We start from the raw sequence: 25,023 nt of genomic DNA on the forward strand, positions 1-25,023 counted from the left end.
CGAGCGGCCCCGGCACCCCAAGGCGCGGGTGCCGGGGCCGCTCCAGGGACGCGCAGGGATCACCCGGTCAGTTCGACCGTGGGTGTCCCGTTCCGGAGGGGTCGAGCCCTTCGGGGTCGAGGTCGACGGTCACCACCTGGGGCGCGCCCTGGTGATCGCCGCACACAATGAACGGCAGCCTTTCTGTCACCGGCAGCCCAAGGGAGTCGCCCAGTGATCGGTACTCAGCGTGAGGGCGGGACGGAGATGGCCATCACCATGGTCGTCGGGGTGTCGCCGTCGTTGCTGTAGGTGTGGGGAGTGCTGGCTTCAAAAGAGGCGCTGGAGCCGGCCGGGACGTGGAACTTGGTGCCTTCGACGGTGAGGGTCAGTTCGCCGGCCGTGACGTGGATGAGCTCGTCCGTGCCGGGGGGGTGTGAGTCGGGGGAGCTGCTGTCGCCGGGCATCAGCTGCCAGTCCCACATTTCCAGGGGGCCGGGGGCCTCGGTGCCTGCGAGAAGGCGGTTGTAGCTGCCTGCGGCGGTGTGCCATAGCCGTACGGCCTGCTCGGCGGGGACGATGCGGACCGCGGGTCCCTGTACGTAGTCGAGCAGGGTGGTGATGCTGACCCCGAGGGCGTCGCCGATCTTGACGACCGTACCGATGCTGGGGTTGGTGCGGGCCTGCTCGATCTGGAGGATCATGCCGCGGCTGACACCGGACCGCGCGGCGAGCGCGTCCAGGGTGAGCTTGCGCTCGGTTCGCCAGTGCCTGACGTTGCCCGCCAGGGACTGGATCAACTGATCAAGGTCAGCCACGTTCCACCCAGCGATAGTCTACTGTTTTGAACGATGCGGCTACTCTAATGCACCCATGGGGCTGGTCTGATCGTTGATTCTACTGACCTGCGGGGCGAGTTATGACGGCGTTGTTCGCCCTGGCCACCAGCGTCCTGTACGGGCTGGCCGACTTCGGTGGCGGGCTGCTGACGCGTCGCCTACCGGCGCTCACGGTGGTCGTGGTCTCGCACCTGGTCTCCGCGGTCGTGCTCGGCCTGATCATCGTCACCACCGGGGCGTGGAGTGAGGCGGGGCCGCAGCTGTGGTTCGCCGTCGCGGCCGGACTGGCGGGACCGGTCGCCATGATCGCGTTCTGTCAGGCGCTGGCCCTGGGTCCCATGAGCGTCGTCTCACCGCTGGGCACACTGGGCGTGGCCGTCGGTGTCGGCCTGGTCCTGGGCGAGCGCCCGGGTCTGGTGGCGGTCGCAGGCATCCTGATCGCCGTCACGGGCGTGGTGCTGGCGGGCGGAGCCCTGCCCGCGGACGTCCTCAAGGGCGCCGAGGGCGGTGCGCGTCACCAACATGGTCGCGGGCGGCGCCGCACTCTGGGTCTCGGTGCGGCGCGGCGCCCCCGCGCTGCCGGACACCGGTTTCCCGTGGACGTCCCTGCCAGCCCTCGCTTTCGTGGGGCTGGCCGACGTCGCGGCCAACGGCACTATTCGTTCGCTGCCCAGCACGGCCCCGTCACCATCGCCGCCGTGACGGCATCGCCGTACCCGGTGGTCACTGCCCTTGCCGCACGCGGCTTCCTGCGCGAACGACTGCAAGGGCTGCAGGCGGTGGGCGCGAGCCTGGCGCTGCTCGGAACAGTGGTGCTGGCCACGGGATGAACCCCTCCGGGATCGGTGGAGGCTCCATCAGACCCGGAGCGGTTCATCCAGGGCACATGAGCCCGGGAAACGACGTTGACCCGTGAGAACTACCGGGGCGAGTTTCCGCAGGTCAACGCGCACTTCACCGAGAGACCCCAGGTCAGCGCCCCACCGCCTCCAATCGCTGCACTAGACGGAGCCACTGACAACGCGCCTACTTCACGATGGAGTTGAAGGTCTTCGCAAGCCCTCCTCGTTAACTGATCACCCGGCCTGACCCACCCGACGTCCTCCGGGGCAAGGAGGCCCGCAAGAGGTGTTCGGGCACGTCGTCGGCGTCGTCACGCCAGGGGATGGCCAGCACGCGGATGCCGGGCACGTGGATGCCGTGGTAGGTGGAGAGAGGCGTTGTTGTGCTGAGCGGGCGGGCGGCGAGGAGGAAGAGCCCACGGGGGTGAAGTGCGGACAGGGCACTCCTGATGCCGGTAGCGGTGCCGGTCGTCTCCACGACCACATGCGGCCGACGACCGGAGCCAGCACCCGTATCGGCCGCAAGAGCGAGGCGCACCAGGTGGGCGAGAGTGCCTTCGCCCACCACCTGGACGTCGGTCGGGCCGGCGGCTTCCGTAGCGGCGTGGGCGGTGGCGGCCCAGGCGCGGGCGGCACATTCGGTGGCGTCCGGAGCCCGGTACCCATAGGCCCAGCTCTCGGCGGCTGTCGGGTCGTCGGCGAACCAGACCAAGTCCGCAGGTGCCGATGGGACGTCAGAAGTCACTGTGAGGGGGCGCCAGTCGGTCACGGTGTGCCGCCTTCGAGGAGGTGGGCCGGGGAGACGACGCGGCCGAAGCGGGCGGAGGCGTAGGCGGCTTCGACGACCGCCTGGGTGCGGAGACCATCGGCCAGACTGACGTCCACGGGTGTGCCGTTGTGGACGGCTCGCGCGAAGCGGGTGAAGGCGCGTGTGCGCAGGTCGATCGCGGTGGGTGGCGTCTCGGTTTCTGAGGTGTCCAGGGGGGTGGGGGTGGCGCGGCGGATGAGGGAGAAGGCGGGGGTGAGCTGTACTTCGCCTTTCTCGCCCCAGATGCGGGTTTGCATACCGAGGCCGCCGGCCACGCTGGCGCTGCCGATGAGGGTGGCGACGACGGTGCCGAACCGCAGGACGACGCTGACCACGTCTTCGATGTCGGGGGCTGCCGCCGTTTCCGAGAGGGCGGTCTCCGCGTAGACGCGGTCGGGTTCCCGGCCGAGGAGTGCACGGACGGCGTCGATCTGGTGGATGAGATTCATGATCAGGAAGCCGCCGCCCGCGCGTTGCTTCGACAGGCGCCAAGTGGTGGGGACGCGGCCGCTGAGGCCGCCGAGGAAATAGGCGGCGGGCTTGTCCGTGAAGTAGGTGGTGGAGACGCCGAGCGGGGCGCCGATCTCACCGGCCGCGATGGCCTCGCGGGCCCGGCAGAACCTCGGGTCGGTGCGGGTCGGGAAGAGGATGCCGGTGCGCAGCGGGGCGTCCTGTGCGCGTGCGGCCATGCGGAGCGCTGAGGGCAGGTCCTGGGCGACGGGCTTCTCCAGGAGTACGTGCTTGCCCGCGGCCAGGGCCTCCGTGAGCAGATGTTCGTGGGTGTCGTGCGGGGTGGCGATGATGACCGCGTCGACGTCTGGGCGCGCCAGCAGGGCCGCGGTGGAGGGTTCCGGGCGGCCGCCGAACCGGGCGGCGGTCTCCTGGGCGACCTCCGCGACCGGGTCGTGGCAAGCGGTCAGCTCGGCCTCGTCCGCGGCGGCGAGCGCCCGGGCGTCCTCGATGCCGATGTCGCCGCAACCGAGCAGGCCGAAGCGCATCGGTCGTGCGGTGCGGGCGGGCCGGCCGGAAGCCGGGCGCGGGGCGGTCCAGTGCAGTGCGGCACTGACGAAGGCGCGGTCGCCGGCCAGGCGCCGGTAGACCTCCGGGGCCTTGTGCGCGGGGTAGTCGGACAGCACGTCCCGGATGGTGAAGCGGCGCTGCTCCAGCAGGGCGAAGAACTGGTCGCTGAGCCGTTCCTCGTCTGCCTCGGTCAGCTGGGAGACATGGGCACCACGCAGGTCGAGCCGGTGGTCGTACAGCCCCTGCAAGGGGACGTCGGCCTCGTCGGTGCGCGGCGAGCCGAGCAGGACCACCCGCCCGCCGGGCTCGGCGGCGGCGAGGGCGACGGTCAGGCCGGGGCCGCTGTCGGTGGCGTCGATGACGAGTGGGGTGCCGCCGTCGAGGTGTCCGGCTTCCTCGAACATGGTGGAGGGTTCGGTGCGGGTGGTCCACGCCTTTGCCGTGGACGCGGCGACCGCCCGCACCCGCGAGGCGCCGCGGGCCGCGGCCAGGCGCCGGGCGATGATCCCGAGCAGGCCCTGGCCGACCACGGTCACCGGCTCGTCCGCGCGCTGGCCTCCGGTTTCTAGGCCGTGCAGCGCGGTGAGCGCCAGTTGCCAGACCGCGGCGTCGGTCGGCGGCACGCCTTCGTGAACGGCGCGCACACAGCGGGCGGGTACGGCGGCGACGTCGGCGTGGCGGGCCCGGCGCACGGCCACCCGGGTGCCCGCGGGGAGGCCCGGGCCGCTGCGCACGGTACCGGCGGCCATGTAGCCGGGGCGTTCGGGGAAGCGGGAACCGGCGGTCGGGCGGTCCAGCAGGATCGCCCGCTCGGTGCCGGGTGAGAGCACGCTCAGGCTGATATCGACCACGACGTCTCCGTCGTCGCCCGGTGGCTCGTTCTGCTCGACGATCTCGCACCGGCCGGGGCCGGGTAGGACCACCTGTCGCATGCACGCCTCCTGGGAATGCGATGGCACCGATCATGGTGCGGTGTGTTCCGCGGTACGGTTCAGAGTTCCGGCGGGGTATCCGGAGTGCGGAACGGGTGCACGGAAAGGTCCCCGATTGCACGGTCACTACGCCTGGTTGACCGCGCCTCATTCTTGGGGCACGGTACTGCGCATGATTCCTTGGGTGCTGCGCCGACTGGATTTCGATCCCCGCACCATCGCCTTCATCGAGCACGATGTCGCCCGCCTCCGGGCACGCCTCAGAAACCAACGCGGGAAACGTGTTCCCAACAATGCCCCGAAGCCTTTCAGGCTCCATTTGGGGTGCGGGGACCGGCGTGTTCCCGGGTGGCTCAACTGCGATGTGTCCGGCTCGGAGCGGGATATCGACCTGGCGGCCGGCCGACTGCCGTTCCCGGACGGGTCCGTCACGGCCGTGGTGATGCAGCACGTCGTCGAACACCTGGAACTGCACGGGCAGCTCATCCCGCTGTTCCGGGAACTGCACCGGGTCTGCGGGGAGGACGCCGTGCTCTGGCTCTCCTGCCCGGACCTGGCCAAGGTCTGCGCCGCCTACGCCGCCGACCGCGGGCAGGCGCTGAAGGAGGACCGCTGCTGCCGCTGGCCGGAGTACTCCCTCGGCGGAGCGCCCGTCCAGCAGTTCCTCAACGACCTCTTCCAGGCCCGTGGCCGGCACCGCAACCTCTTCGACCTCGAACTGCTGACCTGGGCCCTCGGCCGGGCCGGCTTCCGCTCCGTCGAACGGATCGAGGAAGCCGACCTGCTCGCCGCGCACCGCGAGTTCCCACCGCGGCATGACGACGAGCAGTCGCTTTACGTGCGGGTGTGCAAGTCGCGATAGTGGCACCAGAGATCGTAGAGCGGGATCTCTGCCGGATCCGTCTGGGTTGGTTTGACCGGTTCCGTCCAGTGGACCATCAGAGGCGGCGGGGAGGCCGGGTGCACGACCTCGCCGTTCTTCGCCTGGACACCCGGAGTCCAGGCGAAGACCTCGCCCGGGATGGTCTGGTCGCCGGTCGTCGTGCGCAGGTGGTGCAGGCTGGTGTAGCGTAGGCCGGATGTCACCATGAGGTAGTTCAGGAAGGGTTGTTCGTACCCGAGTTTCATATGGGGTGCGACCTCGCGGGCCCCGGGGAGCGCCGCGATGATTCTGGCCCGTGTGAGCGCGCCTTTCCGTGAGACCACAAAACCGGTGTTGGCCGCGTATTCGTACTGCTCCCGCGACAATTTTCCGGCCTGCTTGATGGTTTCCTTCCAGGCGCGTCCCGGCAGGTTCGACGTGGCGGTCACGAAATCGTAGTCCGCGAGGTAGTCGAAGACAAAATCGAGGTTCCGAAGAACGGCGGTGTCGCTGTCGATGTAGAGGAACTCGTCAAATTCTCCTTCCCAGGCGGCGAGTTTCCTGAAGTGCCCTTTAGGGTGCTCGTGGAACGAGAGGCTGATCTCGTCGCAGCGGGCCAGCGCTTCCTCGTCCTCCCATACGGTGAATCCGTAGCGGTCCCCCAGGGCGGCGATCCGCGCGTATTCCCCGTCGAAGGGGATAAGCCGCAGCGGGATGTCGGGATTGGTACGGCGGAAGCTGTTGAGGAATGCGGTGACCAGTTCCACCACACGGTCGTTCGCCACGAAGTACACGCCACGTGTGCCCGGCATGATGTCTCGCCTCCTTCACAGGTAGCAGAGTTGGGTCAGGAGCAGGTGTGTGCGGTGAGCGGCTCGCCGCGGACAGCCTCGGAGGTGAAGCCGTCCGGGCCGACGGGAGGTCCGCCCAGGACGGTCACCCGGTACAGGGTGCGGCGGTAGTCGGTCTGGTCCAGGTCGGCCGGGCACGGCACATCCCACCATGCGCCCCAGTCGACGCCGTCGCTCTACAGGAAGCGGAAGTGCCCCGTTTCCCCCGGCGTTCCGCTGTCGAGCTGTTGGAGCCGGATTCGGTCATGGCTGCGGTTCTCCTCGCGTCGGAACGGTTCAGTAGCCGACGCTCACCTTGGTCTGCGGTGAGCCGTGCACTTTGCGGGCGTGCTCCTGCACCGCCAGGACGCCGACCAGGTCCTTGGATGCGCACGAGGGCGTTATGCGGCTGGATGTCCGCTACTGGGTTGGTCTTGAGGCAGGTCGCGGGCACGCCCCGGCCTGGCCCAGTCGATGAAGATGGTCGTGATCTGCTGGTAGGCGGGGTGTGCCGGCCGCTCGGGTGCGGGTGCACCGCCCCTGGCCGGCCCGGTGTCGGACCGGGGGAGCGGATTCCCCGTTTTCCAATCATCAGCGGCCTCAGGGGGCGAACGAGTGGGGCCGGGAGCGAGAAGGGACGGGGCATGCCGTGCCACTACAACAGCGCGATCAAGGGCGGGCGTACGGCACGAACGCGTCGCCGATGACGGACTCGGAGACGAAGCCGTCTGGCCCGACGGGGCGGTCGCCAAGGATCGTCACGCGGTTCAGGGTGCGCTGGTATTCGACGTGACCGAGGTCGCAGGCCGGCAGATGGGCGGTGGCGCGGTTGTCCCAGAAGACGACGTGTCCCGGCTCCCAGCGGTGCCGCACGGTGTACTCAGGGCGGGTGATCTGCTCGAAGAACAGCTCCAGCAGGTGGCGGCTCTCGTTCGGCAGCAGTCCGAGCAGCCGGTGGGCCGAGGCGGGTTGCACGAACAGCGCCCGCTCGCCGGTCTCCGGATGGACACGTACGACCGGGTGCACCGAGATCAGCGTTTCCTCGGCGTCCCTGCGCAGCAGCTCGGCGTCCTCGGGGTTCGTGCGCAACAGCTGCCAGCCGGCGTAGAAGACGTGCTCGGCGCGGAGCGTGTCCGCGAGGGTCCGCAGCGGCTCGGACAGGCCCTCATAGGCAGCCACCAGGTTGGTCCATTGGGTATCGCCGCCGAACGGCGGTGCCACGTCCGCCCGGAGGATGCAGATGGCCGGCGGATTCACGGCCTGGACAAGGTCGGTGTGCCAACCGGAGTCGTGACGCTGCCACTTGCTGCGGAAGCGGTCCTCGAAGCCGCGGCCGTACCGGCTGTCCTCGACGTCGGGATCGATCAGCAGGATCTCCGGGAAGCCCTCGGGGTGCAGGCCGTGCCGGCTGCCCGGCCGCCGGGTTAGTTCGCCGAACCGCCGTCCCAGGGAGATGTGTTCGGCGTGGTCCAGGTGCTGGTCACGGAAGAAGATCACTTTGTGGGCGAGCAGTGCGGCACGGATCTCGGCGACCGTCTCCTCGTCCAGGGGCTTGGACAGGTCCACCCCCTCTATGTCGGCCCCGATGCGCCCCGCGACCTGCCTCACCTCGATGCGGGTGAACCTGTGACTCTGCAACGTCATGTCCGTCTCCCGTTCCGGAGGTCGGTGTCGGCCGGATCCCACGGGCCGGCTCCGCGCTGTGGTGGGTGCGATGACACTTCAGTGGACGATGCTCACCACGGTCTCGTCCGACCCGTGGACCTTACGGGCCCGCTTCTGCATGGCAAGGATCCCGGCCAGCCCCTCCGGCGTGTAGAAACCGCTGAGCTTGGTGTAGGCGTCGACCGTCGTCTCGTCGCCGGCCCGGCGCACGCCGGTGGCCGGCTCCGGGAGCATCCGCGCCTGTTGGATGATCCAGGGGTGCCCCTTGGCGTGGTCGTCGAGGATACGGTCGAACAGCCGGCGGGATGCCGCGCCGGACAGGCCGCCGGAGTAATGCACACCGCGGCTTCCCCAGTTCAGCGTCGGGTGGTGTCCGGCGAACTTGAGGTAGTAGGCGCGCTTCGCCGCCCCCAGCTCGCAGTAGCCTTCCAGACTGGTCCAGTTTCCGTCCGCGAGGTGGAAGCCTTCCGGGGTGATGAGGTCCGTGTGCGGGAAGAGCCCTCGAATCTCGTCGGGGTAGTACTGACGCGCCTTGCTCCAGAACGGCCACGCCGTGATCACCTTGGCGTCGTACAGCGGCGTGGGCGGGTGGTCGAAGACCAGATCGCCGTTCTCGCAGGACTCCATCCACTGGTCGAAGAAGCCGTTGTAGCGCAGGTCGTAGAACTCGTGACCGCGGACGACGTTGCACTCTTTCCAGGGGACCCGGTCCCAGCCGAAGTGCCGGACGCCGTGTTCGCGCAGCCGCTGGACGATGTAGACGACTCCGTGTGGCCGGGAGGCGTTGTTGACCAGGTGATGGATGACGGGCTCACGGCCGAGGTGGGCCCGCAGTGATCCGGCCAACTGCTCGGCGAGTGAGCCAAACGGGTGGGCCGGCTTGCCGAAGTCGTCAGGGAACTCCTGGTACAGGTCGTGGAGTTGCTCGGCGACCTCCCAGAGGGTACCTGGGCACTGGATCTCCGCGATAGCACCCGGAACCGCCTCGTCGGTCCGGAAGAAGAGTGGCAGCGCCAACTGATGCTCAGTGAGGCGACTGTGGAACTGGGCGTCGCGTTCAGGCGGTTGTCCAGCCACGATCGTGTCGGCGATGGCCGGGTCGGCGTCGCCACGCAGGCTCGCCAGGAACACGTCGCGGGTGATCTCGTGGAACCGCCGGATCAGGCTGTGCCGGCCGGTGAAGCCCGCCAGTGCCGCGTCGTCCATCTGATAGGGGCGAGTGCCGATCAGGTTGGTGAAGCCGACCGACGCCCTGGTCCGGCGTTCGATGTCGTCATCGAGGAATCGGTGCCAGCGGCTCGTGGTGTTCTGCTCGGGCATGGGCGCTCCCGCAGGTCAGTTGGCCAGATTGTCGAGGTCGAATCCGTACAGCCGGGCGGTGGTGTGCGACACGATCTTCTCCCGGTCCTCCTCGGGGGTGTCGCGGAACACTTCGGCGATGACGTCCCGGGAGTTGGGCCAACTCCCCTCGTAGTGCGGGTAGTCACTGCCCCAGAGGAAGTTGTCCGGGCCGAGCTGGCGCATGAGCAGCACGCCCACGTGGTCTTCAGTGAATGTGGCGTACACCTGTCGGGCGAAGTACTCGCTCGGGCGCATGGAGAGTGAGGTGCCGACGGCCGGCCCAAGATTCTCGTGGATCCGGTCCGCGTGCAGCAGGTGGTAGCCGATCCATCCGATGTCGTTCTCGGCCAGCACGAGGCGCAGCCGGGGGAAGCGCTCCAGCACTCCGGAGAAGATGAGATCGGTGAGAGAGTGCTGCATCTCCTCCGGGTACGCCATGTTGCGCTGCACCCGGCCGAGCGGGGTGCTGTAGTCGAATACCTTCGGGCTGTCCCGGTACCCGGTCAGGCAGTGCATGGAGACAGGCATGTCCAGTTCCTGCGCCTCCTGCCAGAACGGGTCGTTGGTGTCGCCGGTGAAGTCGCGCTCCAGAGCCGGCGAGGCCCAGATGGACGCCCCTTTCAGCCCCTTCTCCCGGCAGCGGCGCAGTTCCCGGCGGGCCTCGTCCGCGTCCCACAGGGAGATCAGCGCCAGACCGGCGAAGCGGTCCGGTGCCTGGCTGACGAACTCCGCGAGCCAGTCGTTGTACGCCCGGAAACAGGCACATTGGAAGCGGGCGTCGGTCAGCCAGTACAGCGACATGGCCAGGCTCGGGTACAGCACCTCGGCAGCGATTCCGTCCTGTGTCATGTCCTTCAACCGGGCGACCGGATCGTTGCCACCGGGGCGGGCCGCTTCGAGGCCGGTCTCCAGCCGGGCGAACTCCTCCGGAGACTGGTCGGTTGCGTAGAACGTGTTGATCAGTGCGGGTCTGAGCCCGTCACAGGCGAAGAACAGGCCCCGACGGCCGGCGTCCCAGAAGACGTGGGGTGCCCGGTCCCGGTACTCGGCGGCGAGTCTCTCGGTCCACAGTCGCACCGGCTCGATCACATGGGAGTCCGCTGAAATGATGGGTGCACTCACGAAGAATGACTCCGATTCTTCCTGGCCAGCACATAAATGATCTCCGCAGAGAATGCGAATCACGTGCGCGTCAATGCTAGAAGTGGCGGCACAACGCGTCAAGAGCGCCCTCACAGCCTCCCGTTCATTTTGGGACTGATTTCCGGAGCCACTGACATCCCGACCTTTGCCGCCGATATTCCGGGATACACTTCGGCATACCGAACGGAAGGACGATGCTCGTGTCGACCGAAGGAATAAAGGGCACAGCCGACCTACTCATGCTCAGCGCCTCCAATTACCCCTTCCGCCCGATCTATCCGTATGCGTTCGTGCAGGTTTCCGCCATCGCTGAGCGCCACGGAATCTCCGTTGCCCGTCTCGACCTGCTCAAAATTCCCAAGGACCAATGGCCGGATGTCCTCCGGAAAACATTGTTAAGCACCACCCCCCGGCTGATCGGCATCCACCTGCGCCAGGTCGACTCGATCTTCATCTGGAACTACGCCGAGTCGGACCTCCCCGGGGCACCGTCGGCCAACCGCAACACGTACTGGCCGGTGGACGACACCGAGCACCTGCTGACCCTGCTCCGCTCGATGACCGATCTGCCGATCATGATGGGCGGCTTCGGATTCTCCACTCAGAGTGCGGCACTGATGCGACGCCTGCGGCCGGATTTCGGCGTGCTCGGCGAACCGGACGACATGTTCGCTCATTTCGAGGACGTTCTCGCCGGGCGCCGGCTCGACCGGATCGCCAACCTCAGCTACCCCGCGGGCGATGGCTACGCCGTGAATTCGCGGGTCTTCTTTCCGCCGGCGAACCACACCGAGTACAACGAAGCCATATTCCGGGACATCTTCGACTTCTATGGGCCGGAACCTCTGACCGGTCCTGACGCCTACCACGTGCCGGTGGAAATCCAGCGCGGTTGCCCGTGTCGCTGCTACTTTTGCACAGAACCGACGGTCAAGGGACGCAAGCACCGGACCCGTGATCTCGATGTGGTGATGGCCGACATCCGATTTCTGGCGGACTACGACGTCTCCCGTGTCTGGCTGGTCTGCTCCGAGATAAACATCGGCAGCAACAGGCTGCTCTTCGAGATGGCCGAACGCATGCGTGAGCTGAATCGGGGACGGTCCAAGCAGGTGGCCTGGTCCTCCTACGTGCTTCCCAATCCCGAACTGGAGCGGCACGAGATCCGGATGCTGCTGAACTCGGCGTTCGAACCCAGTTGGAACCAGTTCACCTCGTACCACGACGAGAACCTGAAGCGCACCCGGGTGCCCTACCGGGCCAGGCACGCGGTCAAGTCCCAGCTCTACTGGCTGGAGGAGGAAGAGGACTTCCGCCGGAAGAGGGGCCTGCCTGCCGAGCCGCTCCGGCTGGACATGTTCCTGGGGAACTCCTACGCCACGGCAGAGACCGTGTCGACCACGCTGCGCACCGCCGACGAGCTGCGTTTCGCGGACCGCTTCGACGATGCGCTGATCACCCGGGCCACCCGGGTGTTCGATCTCGGCGACGGGCTGATGGGCGAGTCCGCCGACACCGCGTACACCTTCAGCCCGCGTGGCCGTCTCGACGAAATCGACCTGCTCTACCCGACGTTCAGCTATCCACAGGAACTGGTCAAGGAGCTCGGCAGCGCCGAGGCGGTGGATGTGTTCTTCGCCCATGTCGAAGACACCTTCCTTTCCCACGCTCATCGCTCCCGCCAGGACTGGGCCGGTTTTCTGGCCGGGGCCGCCGACGCGGAGGCACTGGACGCCTGGTGCGACGAGCTGCGTGGCACCGCTGGTGGCCCCGGCGTTGGAACGGCCCTCGGCCCGGGTGACCGTGCCGAGGACCCCCGTCGCCTGCCGCCCCGACAACTCGTAGAGGCGATCGTGGGTCTGCGCGGTCCGCAAGTCGCCGCCGCTTTCGACGCGATCGGTCTGACCGGCTACTGGGAGGACCGGTCGAGGTGGACTGCCTACAAGGTGACCGGCCGACTCGCCCAGCGTTATGCGTCGACCGAACAGGTGCTGAACGCCGTCGACGCGGCCATGGAAGACTCTGGTGACGCGATACCGCGACTGGCGGTGCAGTACTGCCTCTACGCCAACAACGTGGTCCTGCGCCCCGATTACACACGACTGCTGTTCTGATGCTCTGATGCGGGCGTGGGTGGTTCAGCACCCTCTGGAGGATCCCCGGTTTCATGTGCTCGGCAGGCCGAGGTACTCGCCGGGGCCGCCTTCTCGCACGGTGTCCAGCGTGACGCAGTGGAAGGACCCGCCGAAGATGTAGACGTGCCGGAAGTCCACCGGCACACAGCGGAACCCCCAGTCGGTCAACGCGTCGATGAGTGGCTGCTCCTGACGCTCGACCACCACCGTCTCCGGGTCCAGGGACAGCACGTTCATGCTCACCCACGGGCTGCAGAAGTACATCGGCCAGTCGTCCGGCAGCGTCGGCGCCGGGGCGGGCAGGATGTCCCAGCCGTCGAAGATCTCGTGGTGGACGTAGCGCTCCGGGTGGACGAGGAGCTTGCCCGGCGCCAGCGGCGCGATGGTGGCGTCGATGTGCATGGCGTGCGGGTCGTCGGTGTCGATGACCGTCACGCCGAATTCCGGGCCGAGCGCGCGCCGCACCCACTCGATGCCGAACTCGTTGGTGACGTGACTGCGCTGGACGATGAGATGGCGGCCGAAGCGAAGGAAGTCGGCGGCGTCGAAGACCGGTTCGAACTCGGTCACCGCCCAGTCACCGGCTTCGCCGTCCGCGCGGTACAGCGCATCGGTCAGCTGCGGGCGCGGAGCCGGTAACCAGCGGGCGCCGCGCCGGAAGTACGACTTGATCAGTGACCGGAAGGCGTCCACCTCGTGGTAGCGGCAGCGCCAGGACATCGGGGCTTCGATGATGGCGTCGCCGACGACCATCAGCAGGTCCCTGGGCATCCCCGCGTAGAGCCCGCCCGCGGAGCTCCAGTGCGGCGTGCGGAACGGCACCTGGTGCTCGACGGCGTCCGGTCGGACCACCGCGACCCCGTGCGCCTCCAGTACCTCGGCCAGTCCCTCCAACTCCTCCTGGGCGGCCTTGACCAGGCCGGCCGGCAGCGGGGTGCCGCCCAGTTCCTGGAACACCGGCCGGGCCGCGTCCGGTACGACGTCGGCCATGGACTCCTGCCAGTCGGGGAAGACCCCGCCCAGCAGGTTCCCCACCACCACCTCCCGCAGCGGATCCCATTCGGTGTACGAGTTGACCGCCGGCGTCCGTGCCTGCCCGGACTCCTCCGGCCGCGTGTCGTTCGTCATGCTCCCCCACTTCGGCGCGGTTCTGCTGCTGTCGATTCCATGTGTGCATCAGGTCTGGCATGGCGACGGGGAGCACTGGCCAGTCCACCGGCCGTCTCGCCCCCGTCGATCACGAATGCCTGGCCGGTGACGAACATGGCGTCCGCGGATGCCAGGTAGGCCACCAGGCCGGCGATCTCCTCCGGCGAGCCGAGCCGCCGCAGCGGCAGCGTCCCGGCCTGCTCGGTGAGCTGCTCATCGGTGTACTCGGCCCGCTGCATGGGCGTGAGCACATAGCCCGGGCAGACGGCGTTGACCCGGATCTCCGGCGCCAGTTCCAGGGCCAGGGTCCGGGTGAGTTCGATCAGCCCGGCCTTGCTCACGTTGTACGCCGCATAGTCGGGCATGCCCACCATGCCGCTGACCGACGCGGTGTTGACGATGACCCCGCCGGCCGCGGTCATCCGGCGCCCCGCCTCGCGGGCCACGAGGAAGGCGCCGGTGAGGTTGACGCGGAGCGTCTGTTCCCACTCCGCGAGCGAGGTCTCAAGAAACGGCCGGCGGATGCTGATCCCGGCGTTGTTGCACACCACGTCCAGCCCGCCCCAGGCCGCGTCCACCTCGGTGAACGCCGCCCGCAGCGCGTCCTCGTCCGCGACGTCCGCGTGCAGCGGCAGGATACCTGCGGGGGTGTCGCGCGCGAAGCGCCCGAGGGAGTCCCGGTCACGGTCGACAACGGCCACCCGGGCCCCGTCCCGTGCGAACCGCCGCGCGATGGCCGCGCCGATGCCCGAGGCCCCGCCGGTGATCAGCACACGCTGCGATCGCTGCCCAGCCTGTTCTGACAAGCCTGGTCTCCTGTGTCGGTGAAGTCGTCCCGTCGAGGGGGATTGCCGAACCGGACTGCGGTCTAATTCGCCTAGGACGCGCTTGGATCGTTCTCCCGGGAGAAATTGCCGAACCGCAGCGCGTCGTACAACCGCTTCCCGGTCGACGGGGGACTGAAGAAGAAACGCGTTGACTCCGCCCGGCGCAGCACACCGTGCCCGACGAAGTCCCGGACGGTGGCCATCCAGTACCGAGGCCCGAGAAGGCCGAGCAGGGTCAGGTACTGGGCGGCACCCAGCGGCCGGCCGAACCAGTGGTTGACCGAGACGGACGGGGAGTGCGCCCGGATGTCGTGCCACCAGCCGCGCGGGATGTAGAGCAGCTCGCCGGGGCGCATCCGTACCGAGTACAGCACCGCGTGCCGCAGCCTGGGAAAGCGGCGCAGGTCCGGAGCGGCCAGGTCCACCTGGCTGTTCACCAGGTTGCCCGGAAACGGGTACGCGGCCCTGCTGTCCCGCCAGGCCAGCAGCGTCACACTTTTCTCTCCCCAGAGCTGGCAGAAGAAGTTGTCCTTGAGGTCCGAGTGCAGCATCGAGCGCGTTCCGGCGGAGCCGATCCACACCCTGGTGTCGGTGGGGTGTCCGTCGGGCGGCAGCAGGGAGGCGAAGTCGCAATCGGCCGGGTCGAAAATCTCGTGAGCCCGCTGATACGCGAGGTAACAGGGCGCGGAGGGCCCGGTGGATTCCATCCGCTCGACGAACTCCCCGAAGCTCAGCTCCTTCTCGTAATTTCGCTGATCGTGCGGGAAGAGGACACCGGTGCCCGGCAGATCCAACAGGGCGGTGACCCGCCGCTCGCCGTGCCGTTCCACCAAGGCGGCCGGATTCCAGTCCGTCCGGGCTGGCCAGGAATCGAGGAGACCGGAACACAGCAGCGGCCCGGAGCGTCGTGCGACGGCGCGACGCAACGCCCCGGTCCCGGTCCCGGACACCCGCGGTACCCGGCGCACCGCCAACCCCGCATCGAGCAACGCCGATGCCACTCCGGATGCTTCTTCCGACAACGCCTCCGGCAACCCCAGATCCTCCCCCAACCGGCCCGCCCGTGATCGTCGAACGATGCTCATGACAGCTCACTGTCCGGCCTCAACTCCTTTCTGTACAGGGCGCGTTGCTCCACAACCGCCTGAGCATTCACTTCCGGCCAGTGGCCTCTGACCGGCCCTCTTGAGAGACCGTCAGATGTCCTTACACTGGCCGACCATGCGCTACATCTCGATGGGCACTTCGGGATTACACGTCTCCGCAGTCGGCCTGGGATGCAACGAACTGGGCCGTTCGGTTGGACTCGACCAAGCGCGGCAGGTGGTGAAAGCCGCACTGGACGCCGGCATCACCCTCTTCGACACCGCGGACGTCTACGGGGAATCCGAGGACCTGCTCGGCGCGTGCCTGAAGGGGCTGCGTGAGAACGTCGTCCTGGCCACGAAGTTCGGCCATCAGAAACTGGAGCGGGACTACGGCCCCGCGGCCGGCGCCAAAGGCGGCCGGGCCTACATCCGCCGCGCTGTCGACTCGTCCCTGCGGCGCCTGCGCACCGACTACATCGACCTCTACCAGATCCACACTCCCGATCCGCACACCCCCGTCGAGGAGACGCTCGCCGCGCTCACCGAGCTGGTCCGGGAAGGCAAGGTCCGCTACCTCGGGCACTCGAATTTCGCAGGCTGGCAGATCGCCGAAGCCGCCTGCGCCGCCCGTTCCGGAGGCTTCGAGCCGTTCATCTCCGCGCAGAACCACTGGTCATTGCTGGAGCGCGGCATCGAGGCCGAAGTCGTTCCGGCCGCCCGCCGTTTCGGTCTCGGCGTACTCCCCTATTTCCCGCTGGAGCACGGCATGCTGACGGGCAAGGTAAGGCGCGGACGGCCACTCCCGGACGGGACCCGAATCGCGGCCAGCCCGCATCGGGTGACCCAGGCGCGGCTCGACACCATCGAGGCGTTGATCACCTGGGGCGCGGACCACGGCCGCAGCCTCCTGGAGATCGCGATCGGCGGCCTCGCCGCGCTCCCCGGATGCGGCTCGGTGATCGCGGGGGCCACGAAACCGGAACAGGTGAAGGCCAACGCGGCGGCGGGAGAGTGGGTTCCCGGCGCCGGGGAGCTGCGGGAAATCCTGGCACTGCTGTGAAGTTCCCCAACGAGCGGGAAGGACCGGTTTTCTCATGGGTGCGCACCGGCAGGGAGCAGCGGGGACGGGTACCATCCGGGAGCTGGCGGGCGTGCACCCGCCTCCCGGCGGGCGGCGTGTCGACCTCGTGCTGCGCACGGTCGGGGAGCGCACCACCGACCTGGCCCTCGACCTGGCCGTCCAGCACTTGCGGCCCCACCGGGTGCACCTCGTCGACAACGTCAGGCCCCTCTGGCGCGCCGTCGACCTGATACTGGACATCGGCTTCGAGGGCGCCTCCCACGTGGTCTTTCTCGACGCCGACTGTCTCATCCTGGAGGACCTGCGTCCGTTCCTCAACACCAACCAGCTCGGTTTCGTGGAGTGTTACGTACACGATCCTTTCCGGGGCCGGGTCCCGTGCGGTGTGCACATCGTCCGGACCGATGTGGTGGAACGCATGCGGCGCATCCAGCCTCCCCGGGACAACGTAGGGTGGACGCTGCGTCCGGAGAGCACCCGCCTGGAGCTGGCGCTGCGGGGTGTCCAGGACTCGATGCAGTACCGGGGTGCACACATCCTCCACGATCACTTCCAGCACTACGAGCACATCTTCGCGAAGCTCGCCCTGCGGGAGCTCCGGAGCCGTACGACGGCCAGCAGGCCCGTCCTCGCCGCCGCGATCGCCCGGTGGGGCCGGGGACGGGACCACGACGTCGCCCGTGCCGCCGTCGCCCACGCCCGGGCACATGTCCCCGAGGGCGCCCCCACGCCAGACGTGCAGGGCTATATCGAGCGCCTTCCCGAACTGGCCCGTCGCGAGGTCCAGGCGATGAACCTGCCGGACCTGCCCGGACTCACGCTGCGTGAGGTTCTCCGCACCGGAGAACGCGTCCGGGCCACCGCCGGACACGGTGCGGAGCGTCCCAAGGTCTTCGGCCTTGGGCTGCCGCGCACCGGCACCCGCAGCTTGCGGGCCGCGCTCCATCTGGTCGGCTACGACGTCGCCCACTACCCCGTCGACCGGGCCTCGCTCGACGCCCTCACCCGCGGAGACGGACGGTTTCCGCTGCTGGAGCACTATGACGGCCTGGCCGACGTGGCCGCGGTGCCGTGCTTCCGGGAACTCGGCGCGCGGCACCCCGGCGCGAAGTTCATCCTGACCGTACGGGACAAGGAGAGCTGGCTCGCGTCCCTGGAGAAGCACTGGCCGGCGGATGACGTGCCGGGCTCGCCCTGCGGCCGGGGCGACGACGCCCGCGCCGCCGCCCGGAAGACCCGCCGCCTGGTGCGAGAGGCCGTCTACGGCTGCCGGACGTTCGACGCCGGCCGCCTCTCCCGCGTGTACGACGACCACGTCCGCTCCGTCCGCGGCCATTTCGACGGCCGGCCCGGCGACCTCCTCGCTCTGGACATCGTCGGGGGCGAGGGCTGGGAGCGGCTCGCGCCGTTCCTGGGCGCCGCCATCCCGGCCCGGCCGTTCCCTGCAGAGAGAGGGTGACCAGCCGAGTCCGTGGCGTTGTCAACCACGTCTGTACCGAGCCCGTCGCGTTGTTACCGGAGGCCCCATGGGTTCCGCATCTCGGTATGCAGTGCCACGCCGCGCCCTGGTCACCGGCGTCGCCGGCTTCATCGGCTCCCATCTCTCCGATGCCCTGCTGCGCCAGGGCACCAAGGTCACCGGGCTCGACCGACGGCCGCACGGCAGGGGGAGCCCCGCCGTCAACCTCCGTACCAGCATGCGCCATCCCGCATTCGACTAAGTCTGCGCGGATCTGCGCCACGACGGCCTGGGACCGGCCGTCGCGGGAGCGGACGTGGTGTTCCATCTCGCCGGGCGGCCCGGAGTACGGCCGTCCTGGGGCGAGACGTTCCCCGACTACCTCGCCTGCAACGTGCTGGCGACCCAGCAGATGATCATGAAATGCGAGCGGCAGCGGGTGCCGAGACGGGTACTGGCCTCGTCCTCCAGCGTCTACGGACAGGTCGCCGACGGCGACCGCTGCCGCGAGGACGCTCCGGCACGGCCCGTTTCGCCGTACGGTGTGACCAAGCTGGCCGCCGAACAGCTGTGTCTGGCCTTCGCCCAACGTCCGGACGCAGCCACCAGCGTGGTGGCCCTGCGCTGCTTCACGGTGTACGGGCCGCCCCAGCTCGACGACATGCTGATCGGCAGGGCGCTACGTGCCGCACTGAGCGGAGTTCCGTTGCGGATTTACAGTGACGGGAGCGCGCGCCGCGACTTCATCTACATCGACTCGGTGGTCTCGGCAACTCTGGCCGCAGCGGCGGCCCCGGCCAGGGCAGAGGTGGTCAACGTGGGAGCAGGCCGCAGTGTCTCCGTCACCGAACTCCTTCACAGCCTCAGGCAGGCCGCCGGAGCCGCGGTGCCGACCAGGACATCGCCCGCTCAGGCCGCAGACATACGGGCGACGCTGGTCGATCCACCGAAGGCCGACGAGCTCCTGGACTGGGAACCCCGTGTGGACCTGACCACCGGAGCGGCCCGTCACCTGGAGTGGATGACACGGCACGCGCCCGTGAGCGTGCGTGGTGGCTAGCCTCGCGCTTTCACGAGGCGACCTGTCCGGCTGGTGATCAAGAAAGCAGAAAGTGCCTCTGAACAGCGAGAATGAGGATTGTTGAGGTCCTTGTTCCCGCCACCGCCGGAGGCACTTTCCAGGTGAAGGTGCGACACGAGGTCGCGTGTGTTGAGTGGATGCCCTTGGAGAGGGGGTCGGCGATGGCGCCGATGACAGGCGTGCTGCCAGCACCCGCGAGCGCTCGAGGATACGGCTACTCCGTGGAGGGTCCAGTTCTGTTCAGCGCCTTCCGGGACCCAGTGCTGCTGGCGCGGTGTGTGAAGCTGCGGGTGATCGAGCCGGAGAACGAATACTGTCGACGCGACCTCCAAGCAGCCATTCTCGTCAGTCGGTCGTGAACAACAGGACGGCGTTCTGGCCGCCGAAGCCGAACGAGCAGCTGAGGCCCGTGTTCCCGGCCATCGGGCGTGGTTGGTCGGCGACGATGTCCAGCTTGTGGTCTCCGTCCTGGCCCTCGAAGTTCGCCACCGGCGGCACTGTCCGCCGGTGCAGTGAGAGGACCGTGTATGCCGCCTGGATCGCACCCGCTGCCCCGAGGGCGTGGCCGATCACGCTCTTGGCGGCTGTCACGGGGGGTGTGTCCGCTCCGAAGACCCGGGTGAGAGCTGCGGCTTCGGCCGCGTCGTTCAGCGGCGTGGAGGTGCCGTGCGCGTGGACGAGACCCACGTCTGCCGGAGCGCATGCCGCGTCCTGCAGTGCCGCGCGGATGGCTCGTTCCGCTCCGTTCCCCTCCGGGTGCGGGGCCACCGGATGGTGGGCGTCCGCTCCGGCGCCGTAACCGCGCAGCACGGCCTGGACCGGTGCCCCGCGGGAGGTGGCGTGGGAGAGGCGTTCCAGGACGAGGACGGCGGCGCCCTCCCCGAGGACGAAGCCGTCCCGTGCCGCGTCGAACGGCCGGCTGGCCAGCTGCGGGTGTTCGCGTCGCCGTGACAGTGCCCGCATCCGTGTGAAGCAGGTGGCCGTCATACGGGAGCGCGCGGACTCGCTGCCGCCGGCCAGCACGATGTCACATGTCCCGGACCGCAGCAGGTCCCGTGCGACCCCGATCGCGGTCGCGCCCGAGGCACAGGCGCTGGACGTGGTGAAGTTCGGCCCCCGGGCGCCCAGGTCGATGGCGACCTCGCCCGCGGCCATGCTCGGCACACTGCGCGGCAGCGCGAGCGGCGAGACCCGCTGGGGCTGGTCCGCACCGAGGTGGCAGAACTCGGTGACGTACGTGCCAAGGCTGTTGGACCCGACTCCCACCACGACTCCGACCCGCTGCGCCGGCCACGTGCCGGTGTCCAGCGCGGCGTCGGCGACGGCGCGCCGTGCGGCGGCCAGGGCGAACTGGATGAACGGGTCCACGCGCCGGGCGAGTGACCGGCCGAGTTCGGCCGCGGCGTCGAATCCGGTCACCTGACAGGAGAAGTCGACGGGAAGTCCGGCGAGTTCGGGGTCGGGGGCGGCCAGTGAGCGGCCCTGGCACAGGGCCTCCCAATTCGCGTCCGCCGTATGTCCGGCCGGGGTCACCAGGCCCAGCCCGGTGACCGCGATCTCAGGCGGCATGCTCGAACGCCTGGGCGGCGTCTGCGAGCGTGGAGGCCGGGAACAGGTCCAGCTCGCCCTCGACAAGGACGATCCCGTACTCCTGCTCCGCCGCCACGATCAGTTCCATCAACGACAGCGAGTCCATCCCGAGGCTTTCGAACGTCGTCGCGGCGGTCAACTGCTCCGGCACCACCTCGACATCAAGATGACCCGTCAGCAGGGCGACGAGCCGCTCGGGCAGTGCCCGCTCCGCATCCGGTTCCGCTGCCTGTGTCATGGCGTGTTCTCCTCTTCCCTCGAACTGGCGTGATCTTCGCAGAAGTAATGGCTGCGAGATCCCGCACCCGGGTTGCGGGGCCGGGCCGAAGGCCACGCCCCACACATTGCCGCAAGTCCGGATTGGTAGCGAACTGCCTGGTCACGGAAGGGAAGTTGGGGGAATTCGGACGTAAGATCACTGTGGGGCGCATGGCGCCTCACGTACGCGCTCGCCCATGGGAGTGGACCCTCCGGGGCAGCATTGCTGTGCTCAACCTTGCTCACGCACCATCCTCGAGAGTCCCATCGAAGGAGCAACCGAGCGTGACGCGAACCGGAGCGGTGTTCACCACCCCGTGGCCCTTGCGGATCAACCCGCATGTGGATCAGGCACGCGAGAGCGCGCTTGCCTGGATGCGGAGATTCGGCCTGCTGGACGGCGAGCAGGCTGAGGAGGACTTCGTTGACTGGCGACTGGCCGAAGTGGCCGCCTTCTTCTACCCCTATGCCAGTGCCGAGGAGTGCTGTACGGCAGCGCAGATGATGGGCTGGTACTTCCTGCCGTTCGACGACCAGCTGGACGGTGAGATCGGCCGTGATCCCGGCAGGGTGGCCACTGTCTGCAGTGCCCTGATCGGCATCGTGCACGGAGTGTCCGGACCGGAGTCGCACGATACGCCGACGGTGCGTGCCTTCGCCGATCTGTGGAGCCGGATGGTGCGGGGGATGTCCCTGCCGCTACGCGCCCGTGTGGCGTTCAACTGGACGGCGTACTTCTCCTCCCAGGTGACCGAGGCGATCGACCGCAGGACGGGATTCGCCCACCGCGACCTGGCGGACTACTTCCTACTGCGGGCCTCCACGACGTGCGCCTTCGGTCAGAACGACCTGGGCGAGAAGTGGGGTGGTACTGAGGTGCCGCCGGAGCTGTGGCATCACCCTGTGCTGCAACGCATGAGGCAACTGGGCGCCGACGTGGTCGCGTTGCGGAACGACTCCATGTCGCTCCGGCACGAGGACATCACCGGGGGGCACAACGCGATCCACCTCATTCAGCGCAGCCGCGGCGGCACGCGGCAGGAGGCGCTGGCCGAGGCGTCCCGGCACGCTCAGGAAAAGGTCGACGAGCTCGTGGAGTTGGAGGAGAGGGCTTTGTCACGACTGGTACGGGCCGTCGACGAGAGTCAGCGTGCGGCGCTGCGGGGATATGCGGACATCATTCATGACTGGATCTGTGGTGACTACGAATGGGAGCGGATCACCACACGTCATGACGAGCACCGTGTCATGCCCGGCTGGGCGGCCGGTCTGCTCGTGAGCGCGGGGAGCTGAGCGATGACGACGACAAGCCTCCCGGCCTCCCACGTTTCCGCCCCGCGCGCACCCGGTGCCCTGCCCGGCGTGGGCCACTTGCGGCAGTTGCTCGCCGACCCGACCCGGTTTCTGACCCGTCTGCCGTCCTATGGCGATCTGGTGGAGATCCGGCTCGGCCCCCGCCCCACCTACGTGGTCTGCAGCCCCGAACTGGTCCGCGAGATCCTCGTGAGCCGCCACCGCGACTTCGACAAGGGCGGCCCCTTCTTCGACAACATTTCCGTGTTCTTCGGAGACGGCCTGGCGACCTGTCCCAATGCCAAGCACACTCGGCTGCGCCGATTTACCCAGCCCGCCTTCCACCCGAGCAAGCTCCCGGGGTACGCAGAGCTCGCAGGCCGCGAGATCACGGCTGTCACCCGGGAGTGGCGCGAGGGGCAGGTCCTGGACGTGCGCCGGCTGATGCAGGAACTCGCCATGAGGATCACCGTCTCGACGATGCTGGCGTCGTGGTTCGCCGACGCCGGTGCGGACGCCGACACGGTCCACCGCACGCTGGGTGACGTGGACGTCCTGGTCAGCGGTGCGTTCCTGCGCATGGTCGCGCCCGGCATCGCCCGCCTGCCGTTGCCGGCCAACCGGCGCTACGCACAGGCCCGGGACTCCTTGTACGCACACATCGACGCCACCGTCGCCGCCTACCGCCGCGCCGGTAGCGACCAGGGCGACCTACTGTCCATGTTCCTGGCCGAGGACGGCGACGGAACCGCGCTGTCGGACACGGAAGTACGCGAGCAGGTGATGACCATGTTCATCGCCGGAATCAGTACGACCGCCGCCATGCTCGCCTGGACCTTGCACTACCTCTCGTTGGACGACGGCCTCGACGCGGCCGTCGCGGCCGAGGCACACAAGGTCTGCGGCGGCGGGGCCGCCCGGCACGAGCATCTTCCACAGCTACCGACCCTGATGGCCGTGGTGACCGAGGCCTTCCGGATCAGGCCCTCCGCCTGGCTGTTCAGCAGGACCGCCGTCACCGACACGTCCTTGGGCCGCTACCGCGTGCCGGACGGTGCCGACATCCTGATCAGCCCGTACATCATTCACCATCGGCCCGATCTCTTCCCCGAGCCCGACCGGTTCGACCCCGGGCGCTGGAGTAGCGACGGACGCAACTGGGCCAACGCCGAGCGGGCGATGGCGCTGGTGCCTTTCGGGACCGGGTCCCGTAAGTGCATCGGACACGACTTCACCGTCATGAACGTCATGCTGTCCCTGGCGTCCGTCCTGGCCGACTGGAAGCTCACCCCCGCCACGTCCCGCCCGGTCACCCTCATCGGGCGCAGCATCATCGAACCCCGCAACCTCGACCTGCGGCTGCACCGCCGACAGGTTTCCTAGCAGGGATTGCGCCGCTGTCCACCGCGCCTACTCGCACAGCGCGCGGTGGACAGCCTCCTCGATGGCGTCGGCCAGGTCGGCGGCCTGCCGCGCGGTGAACCAGTCCGCGGACATGACCAGGGTGATGTCGAGACCTGCCGTGTCGTCCTGACTGCCGGTGAGAAAGACCGAGGGCAGGGGGCCAGGGGGAAGGGCACACCCGTCGATGGGGCCGGACCTCAAGCCCGGGGGAAGCTGGAGTGGCGGGGTCTTCGTCATCAGGTTGCTGACCAGGACACTGATCGGAGCGTGCGCCACTTCGTCCATCAGCTCGCCGGTCGCGGCGATGGCCTTCTGCACCGTGTTGTCCAGGACCGCTTCGCGCAGTTGCTCCAGCACGCGGCGTCCGATGTCGGCCGGATGGCATTCGGGCCCCACCTCGACCACGGCGTGCGCGGCGGTGGCGGCCAGCACCATCTCGTGTGGAGACATGGGGGGCCTGAGCCGCCGCCGGAGATCCAGAGTGGACAAGCATGTCATGGGGGCGGTTTCGTCCGGGCAAGGTGTCTGCGAGTGGACCGCCCGCAGGGCGATGCCGCAGGCCAGCGCATGCCAACTCGTGCGTGCCGCCTTGGCCACGCGCGTCAGTTGATCGACGGACTCGGCAGACAGCCGCACCTGCCGCCGGTGGACGCCGTCTTGTGCTCCCGTGCCGGCTCCGGCCGCGAGGGCGGGGATGCACGCGGGGACGAGATCCCGCATCTTCGCCGAGCGGTCCCTCAGGAAGACGCTCAGCTCCTCAGCGGAAAACCGGGCGCGGAAGTGTTCCTCGACGGGGCGGGGCAACCCGACGGTAGGAGGCGGCAGCACAGGCGTACGGCCGGTGACGCGGGCGCTGTAGCTGCGCCACAGGGTGTGCAGCAGCATCAGCGCGCTGACACCGTCACTGATGGCATGGTGAACCGACAGGGCCAACCGATAGCGGTCCTCCGTCTCCTCGGTCACCACGGCCCTGAACAGTGGTGTGTCCGGCGCGTAGGGCGCTCCGACCTGGTCGATGCCGTCGGTCACCTGCAGACGCGGGCCCGGCGCCGACGGGTCCAGCCGCAGCAGGTGGCCCGGGTCCGCGGCCACGATCCGTGCGGACAGTACGGGGTGCAGGACGAGCAGGTCCTCCACTGCGGAGGCCAGAGCGTCGAGGTCGAGCCGGCCGTGCAGCCGCTGGCTGAAGTGGATCGGCGTACCGAACGAGGCGAAGGCCGTCTCGCTGGCCGCGAGCGGGCGTTGCTCCACCACGGTGGCGTCGGTCAAGATGCTCTCCTTGCAGCGTCCGCGGGCCGGCGCCTTGGTCAGGGCCCAGGCCGATACGGTCGGTGCCCGCGCCATGATCGTGGTGTGCTGTCGAGGCTCAGCGCAATGCGGGCTGCTCCCGGTTCACT

General features: G+C 68.6%; 20 protein-coding genes and 2 pseudogenes. 8 read left to right on the plus strand and 14 right to left on the minus strand.

All coding sequences use genetic code 11. The features are described 5' to 3' along the window. Positions 1–224: 224 nt before the first annotated feature. Positions 225–797 (minus strand): helix-turn-helix domain-containing protein, encoded by a 573-nt coding sequence (locus AC4OXY_RS11205; RefSeq protein ID WP_491993819.1) that lies wholly within the window; start codon positions 795–797, stop codon positions 225–227. A gap of 101 nt (positions 798–898) precedes the next feature. Here AC4OXY_RS11205 and AC4OXY_RS11210 point away from each other — a divergent pair. After that, positions 899–1,648: pseudogene (locus AC4OXY_RS11210) on the plus strand (EamA family transporter). A gap of 238 nt (positions 1,649–1,886) precedes the next feature. On the opposite strand, the gene AC4OXY_RS11215 reads toward AC4OXY_RS11210, so the two are convergent. Then, positions 1,887–2,372 (minus strand): hypothetical protein, encoded by a 486-nt coding sequence (locus AC4OXY_RS11215; RefSeq protein ID WP_491993820.1) that lies wholly within the window; start codon positions 2,370–2,372, stop codon positions 1,887–1,889. Between the two features lie 53 nt (positions 2,373–2,425). Next, positions 2,426–4,420, minus strand: coding sequence for a Gfo/Idh/MocA family protein (locus AC4OXY_RS11220; RefSeq protein ID WP_491993821.1), 1,995 nt, complete (start codon positions 4,418–4,420; stop codon positions 2,426–2,428). Positions 4,421–4,784: 364 nt separating this feature from the next. Between AC4OXY_RS11220 and AC4OXY_RS11225 the strand changes: the two genes are divergently transcribed. Next, entirely contained in the window at positions 4,785–5,282 is a 498-nt protein-coding gene (locus AC4OXY_RS11225) for a methyltransferase domain-containing protein (RefSeq protein WP_491993822.1), read from the plus strand. Here the strand turns inward: AC4OXY_RS11225 and AC4OXY_RS11230 are convergent. The 5 genes from AC4OXY_RS11230 to AC4OXY_RS11250 form a co-directional block, all read right to left on the minus strand. Beyond that, positions 5,255–6,094 (minus strand): glycosyltransferase family protein, encoded by an 840-nt coding sequence (locus AC4OXY_RS11230; protein WP_491993823.1) that lies wholly within the window; start codon positions 6,092–6,094, stop codon positions 5,255–5,257. The two genes, AC4OXY_RS11225 and AC4OXY_RS11230, sit on opposite strands and share 28 nt — an antisense overlap. 35 nt (positions 6,095–6,129) lie before the next feature. Continuing rightward, positions 6,130–6,276, minus strand: coding sequence for a hypothetical protein (locus AC4OXY_RS11235; RefSeq protein WP_491993824.1), 147 nt, complete (start codon positions 6,274–6,276; stop codon positions 6,130–6,132). A gap of 505 nt (positions 6,277–6,781) precedes the next feature. Beyond that, a complete protein-coding gene (locus tag AC4OXY_RS11240; RefSeq protein WP_491993825.1) occupies positions 6,782–7,756 on the minus strand; it encodes a TauD/TfdA dioxygenase family protein in 975 nt (324 codons plus the stop codon). A gap of 78 nt (positions 7,757–7,834) precedes the next feature. After that, complete coding sequence (locus tag AC4OXY_RS11245) at positions 7,835–9,097, minus strand: hypothetical protein (protein WP_491993826.1); 1,263 nt, start codon at positions 9,095–9,097, stop codon at positions 7,835–7,837. Positions 9,098–9,112: 15 nt separating this feature from the next. Further along, positions 9,113–10,240, minus strand: coding sequence for an amidohydrolase family protein (locus tag AC4OXY_RS11250; protein ID WP_491993827.1), 1,128 nt, complete (start codon positions 10,238–10,240; stop codon positions 9,113–9,115). A 215-nt stretch (positions 10,241–10,455) separates the two neighbouring features. Between AC4OXY_RS11250 and AC4OXY_RS11255 the strand changes: the two genes are divergently transcribed. Beyond that, positions 10,456–12,375 (plus strand): B12-binding domain-containing radical SAM protein, encoded by a 1,920-nt coding sequence (locus AC4OXY_RS11255; RefSeq protein WP_491993828.1) that lies wholly within the window; start codon positions 10,456–10,458, stop codon positions 12,373–12,375. 51 nt (positions 12,376–12,426) lie between these two features. Here AC4OXY_RS11255 and AC4OXY_RS11260 read toward each other — a convergent pair whose 3' ends face one another. From AC4OXY_RS11260 to AC4OXY_RS11270, 3 genes are all read right to left on the minus strand, one after another. Beyond that, complete coding sequence (locus tag AC4OXY_RS11260) at positions 12,427–13,524, minus strand: amidinotransferase (RefSeq protein WP_491993829.1); 1,098 nt, start codon at positions 13,522–13,524, stop codon at positions 12,427–12,429. Next, the gene (locus AC4OXY_RS11265; protein ID WP_491993830.1) at positions 13,521–14,351 is read right to left on the minus strand and encodes an SDR family NAD(P)-dependent oxidoreductase; all 831 of its coding nucleotides are present in this window, start codon (positions 14,349–14,351) and stop codon (positions 13,521–13,523) included. Before AC4OXY_RS11265 ends, AC4OXY_RS11260 begins: the two co-directional genes overlap by 4 nt. A gap of 71 nt (positions 14,352–14,422) precedes the next feature. Then, positions 14,423–15,373 (minus strand): cupin-like domain-containing protein, encoded by a 951-nt coding sequence (locus tag AC4OXY_RS11270; protein ID WP_491993831.1) that lies wholly within the window; start codon positions 15,371–15,373, stop codon positions 14,423–14,425. A 235-nt stretch (positions 15,374–15,608) separates the two neighbouring features. Here AC4OXY_RS11270 and AC4OXY_RS11275 point away from each other — a divergent pair, with 235 nt between their 5' ends. The 3 genes and pseudogenes from AC4OXY_RS11275 to AC4OXY_RS11285 all read left to right on the plus strand — a co-directional run bounded on the left by AC4OXY_RS11275 (position 15,609) and on the right by AC4OXY_RS11285 (position 19,060). Next, positions 15,609–16,520, plus strand: a complete 912-nt coding sequence (locus AC4OXY_RS11275) for an aldo/keto reductase (protein ID WP_491994813.1) — start codon at positions 15,609–15,611, stop codon at positions 16,518–16,520. A 34-nt stretch (positions 16,521–16,554) separates the two neighbouring features. Continuing rightward, the gene (locus AC4OXY_RS11280; RefSeq protein ID WP_491993832.1) at positions 16,555–18,000 is read left to right on the plus strand and encodes a sulfotransferase family protein; all 1,446 of its coding nucleotides are present in this window, start codon (positions 16,555–16,557) and stop codon (positions 17,998–18,000) included. 67 nt (positions 18,001–18,067) lie between these two features. Beyond that, positions 18,068–19,060, plus strand: a pseudogene (locus AC4OXY_RS11285) (NAD-dependent epimerase/dehydratase family protein). Positions 19,061–19,426: 366 nt separating this feature from the next. Here the strand turns inward: AC4OXY_RS11285 and AC4OXY_RS11290 are convergent. Continuing rightward, a complete protein-coding gene (locus AC4OXY_RS11290) occupies positions 19,427–20,650 on the minus strand; it encodes a beta-ketoacyl-[acyl-carrier-protein] synthase family protein (RefSeq protein WP_491993833.1) in 1,224 nt (407 codons plus the stop codon). Then, entirely contained in the window at positions 20,640–20,909 is a 270-nt protein-coding gene (locus tag AC4OXY_RS11295) for an acyl carrier protein (RefSeq protein ID WP_491993834.1), read from the minus strand. The genes AC4OXY_RS11290 and AC4OXY_RS11295 overlap by 11 nt, the downstream gene beginning before the upstream one ends. 305 nt (positions 20,910–21,214) lie before the next feature. On the opposite strand from AC4OXY_RS11295, the gene AC4OXY_RS11300 reads away from it, so the two are divergent. Together AC4OXY_RS11300 and AC4OXY_RS11305 are read left to right on the plus strand one after the other, a co-directional pair. Beyond that, complete coding sequence (locus tag AC4OXY_RS11300) at positions 21,215–22,222, plus strand: terpene synthase family protein (protein WP_491993835.1); 1,008 nt, start codon at positions 21,215–21,217, stop codon at positions 22,220–22,222. A gap of 3 nt (positions 22,223–22,225) precedes the next feature. After that, positions 22,226–23,605 (plus strand): cytochrome P450, encoded by a 1,380-nt coding sequence (locus AC4OXY_RS11305; RefSeq protein WP_491993836.1) that lies wholly within the window; start codon positions 22,226–22,228, stop codon positions 23,603–23,605. Positions 23,606–23,632: 27 nt separating this feature from the next. On the opposite strand, the gene AC4OXY_RS11310 is transcribed toward AC4OXY_RS11305, so the two are convergent. Continuing rightward, entirely contained in the window at positions 23,633–24,895 is a 1,263-nt protein-coding gene (locus AC4OXY_RS11310) for a phthiocerol/phthiodiolone dimycocerosyl transferase family protein (protein ID WP_491993837.1), read from the minus strand. Positions 24,896–25,023: the final 128 nt, after the last annotated feature.

This window comes from Streptomyces sp. HUAS MG56, assembly GCF_058673395.1.

Coding starts and splice junctions, on each gene's coding strand:
- AC4OXY_RS11260 (WP_491993829.1), bottom strand. CDS start 13,524: ATGACGAACGACACGCGGCCGGAGGAGTCCGGGCAGGCACGGACGCCG.
- AC4OXY_RS11290 (WP_491993833.1), bottom strand. CDS start 20,650: ATGCCGCCTGAGATCGCGGTCACCGGGCTGGGCCTGGTGACCCCGGCC.
- AC4OXY_RS11230 (WP_491993823.1), bottom strand. CDS start 6,094: ATGCCGGGCACACGTGGCGTGTACTTCGTGGCGAACGACCGTGTGGTG.
- AC4OXY_RS11295 (WP_491993834.1), bottom strand. CDS start 20,909: ATGACACAGGCAGCGGAACCGGATGCGGAGCGGGCACTGCCCGAGCGG.
- AC4OXY_RS11220 (WP_491993821.1), bottom strand. CDS start 4,420: ATGCGACAGGTGGTCCTACCCGGCCCCGGCCGGTGCGAGATCGTCGAG.
- AC4OXY_RS11245 (WP_491993826.1), bottom strand. CDS start 9,097: ATGCCCGAGCAGAACACCACGAGCCGCTGGCACCGATTCCTCGATGAC.
- AC4OXY_RS11305 (WP_491993836.1), top strand. CDS start 22,226: ATGACGACGACAAGCCTCCCGGCCTCCCACGTTTCCGCCCCGCGCGCA.
- AC4OXY_RS11275 (WP_491994813.1), top strand. CDS start 15,609: ATGGGCACTTCGGGATTACACGTCTCCGCAGTCGGCCTGGGATGCAAC.
- AC4OXY_RS11255 (WP_491993828.1), top strand. CDS start 10,456: ATGCTCGTGTCGACCGAAGGAATAAAGGGCACAGCCGACCTACTCATG.
- AC4OXY_RS11240 (WP_491993825.1), bottom strand. CDS start 7,756: ATGACGTTGCAGAGTCACAGGTTCACCCGCATCGAGGTGAGGCAGGTC.
- AC4OXY_RS11280 (WP_491993832.1), top strand. CDS start 16,555: ATGGGTGCGCACCGGCAGGGAGCAGCGGGGACGGGTACCATCCGGGAG.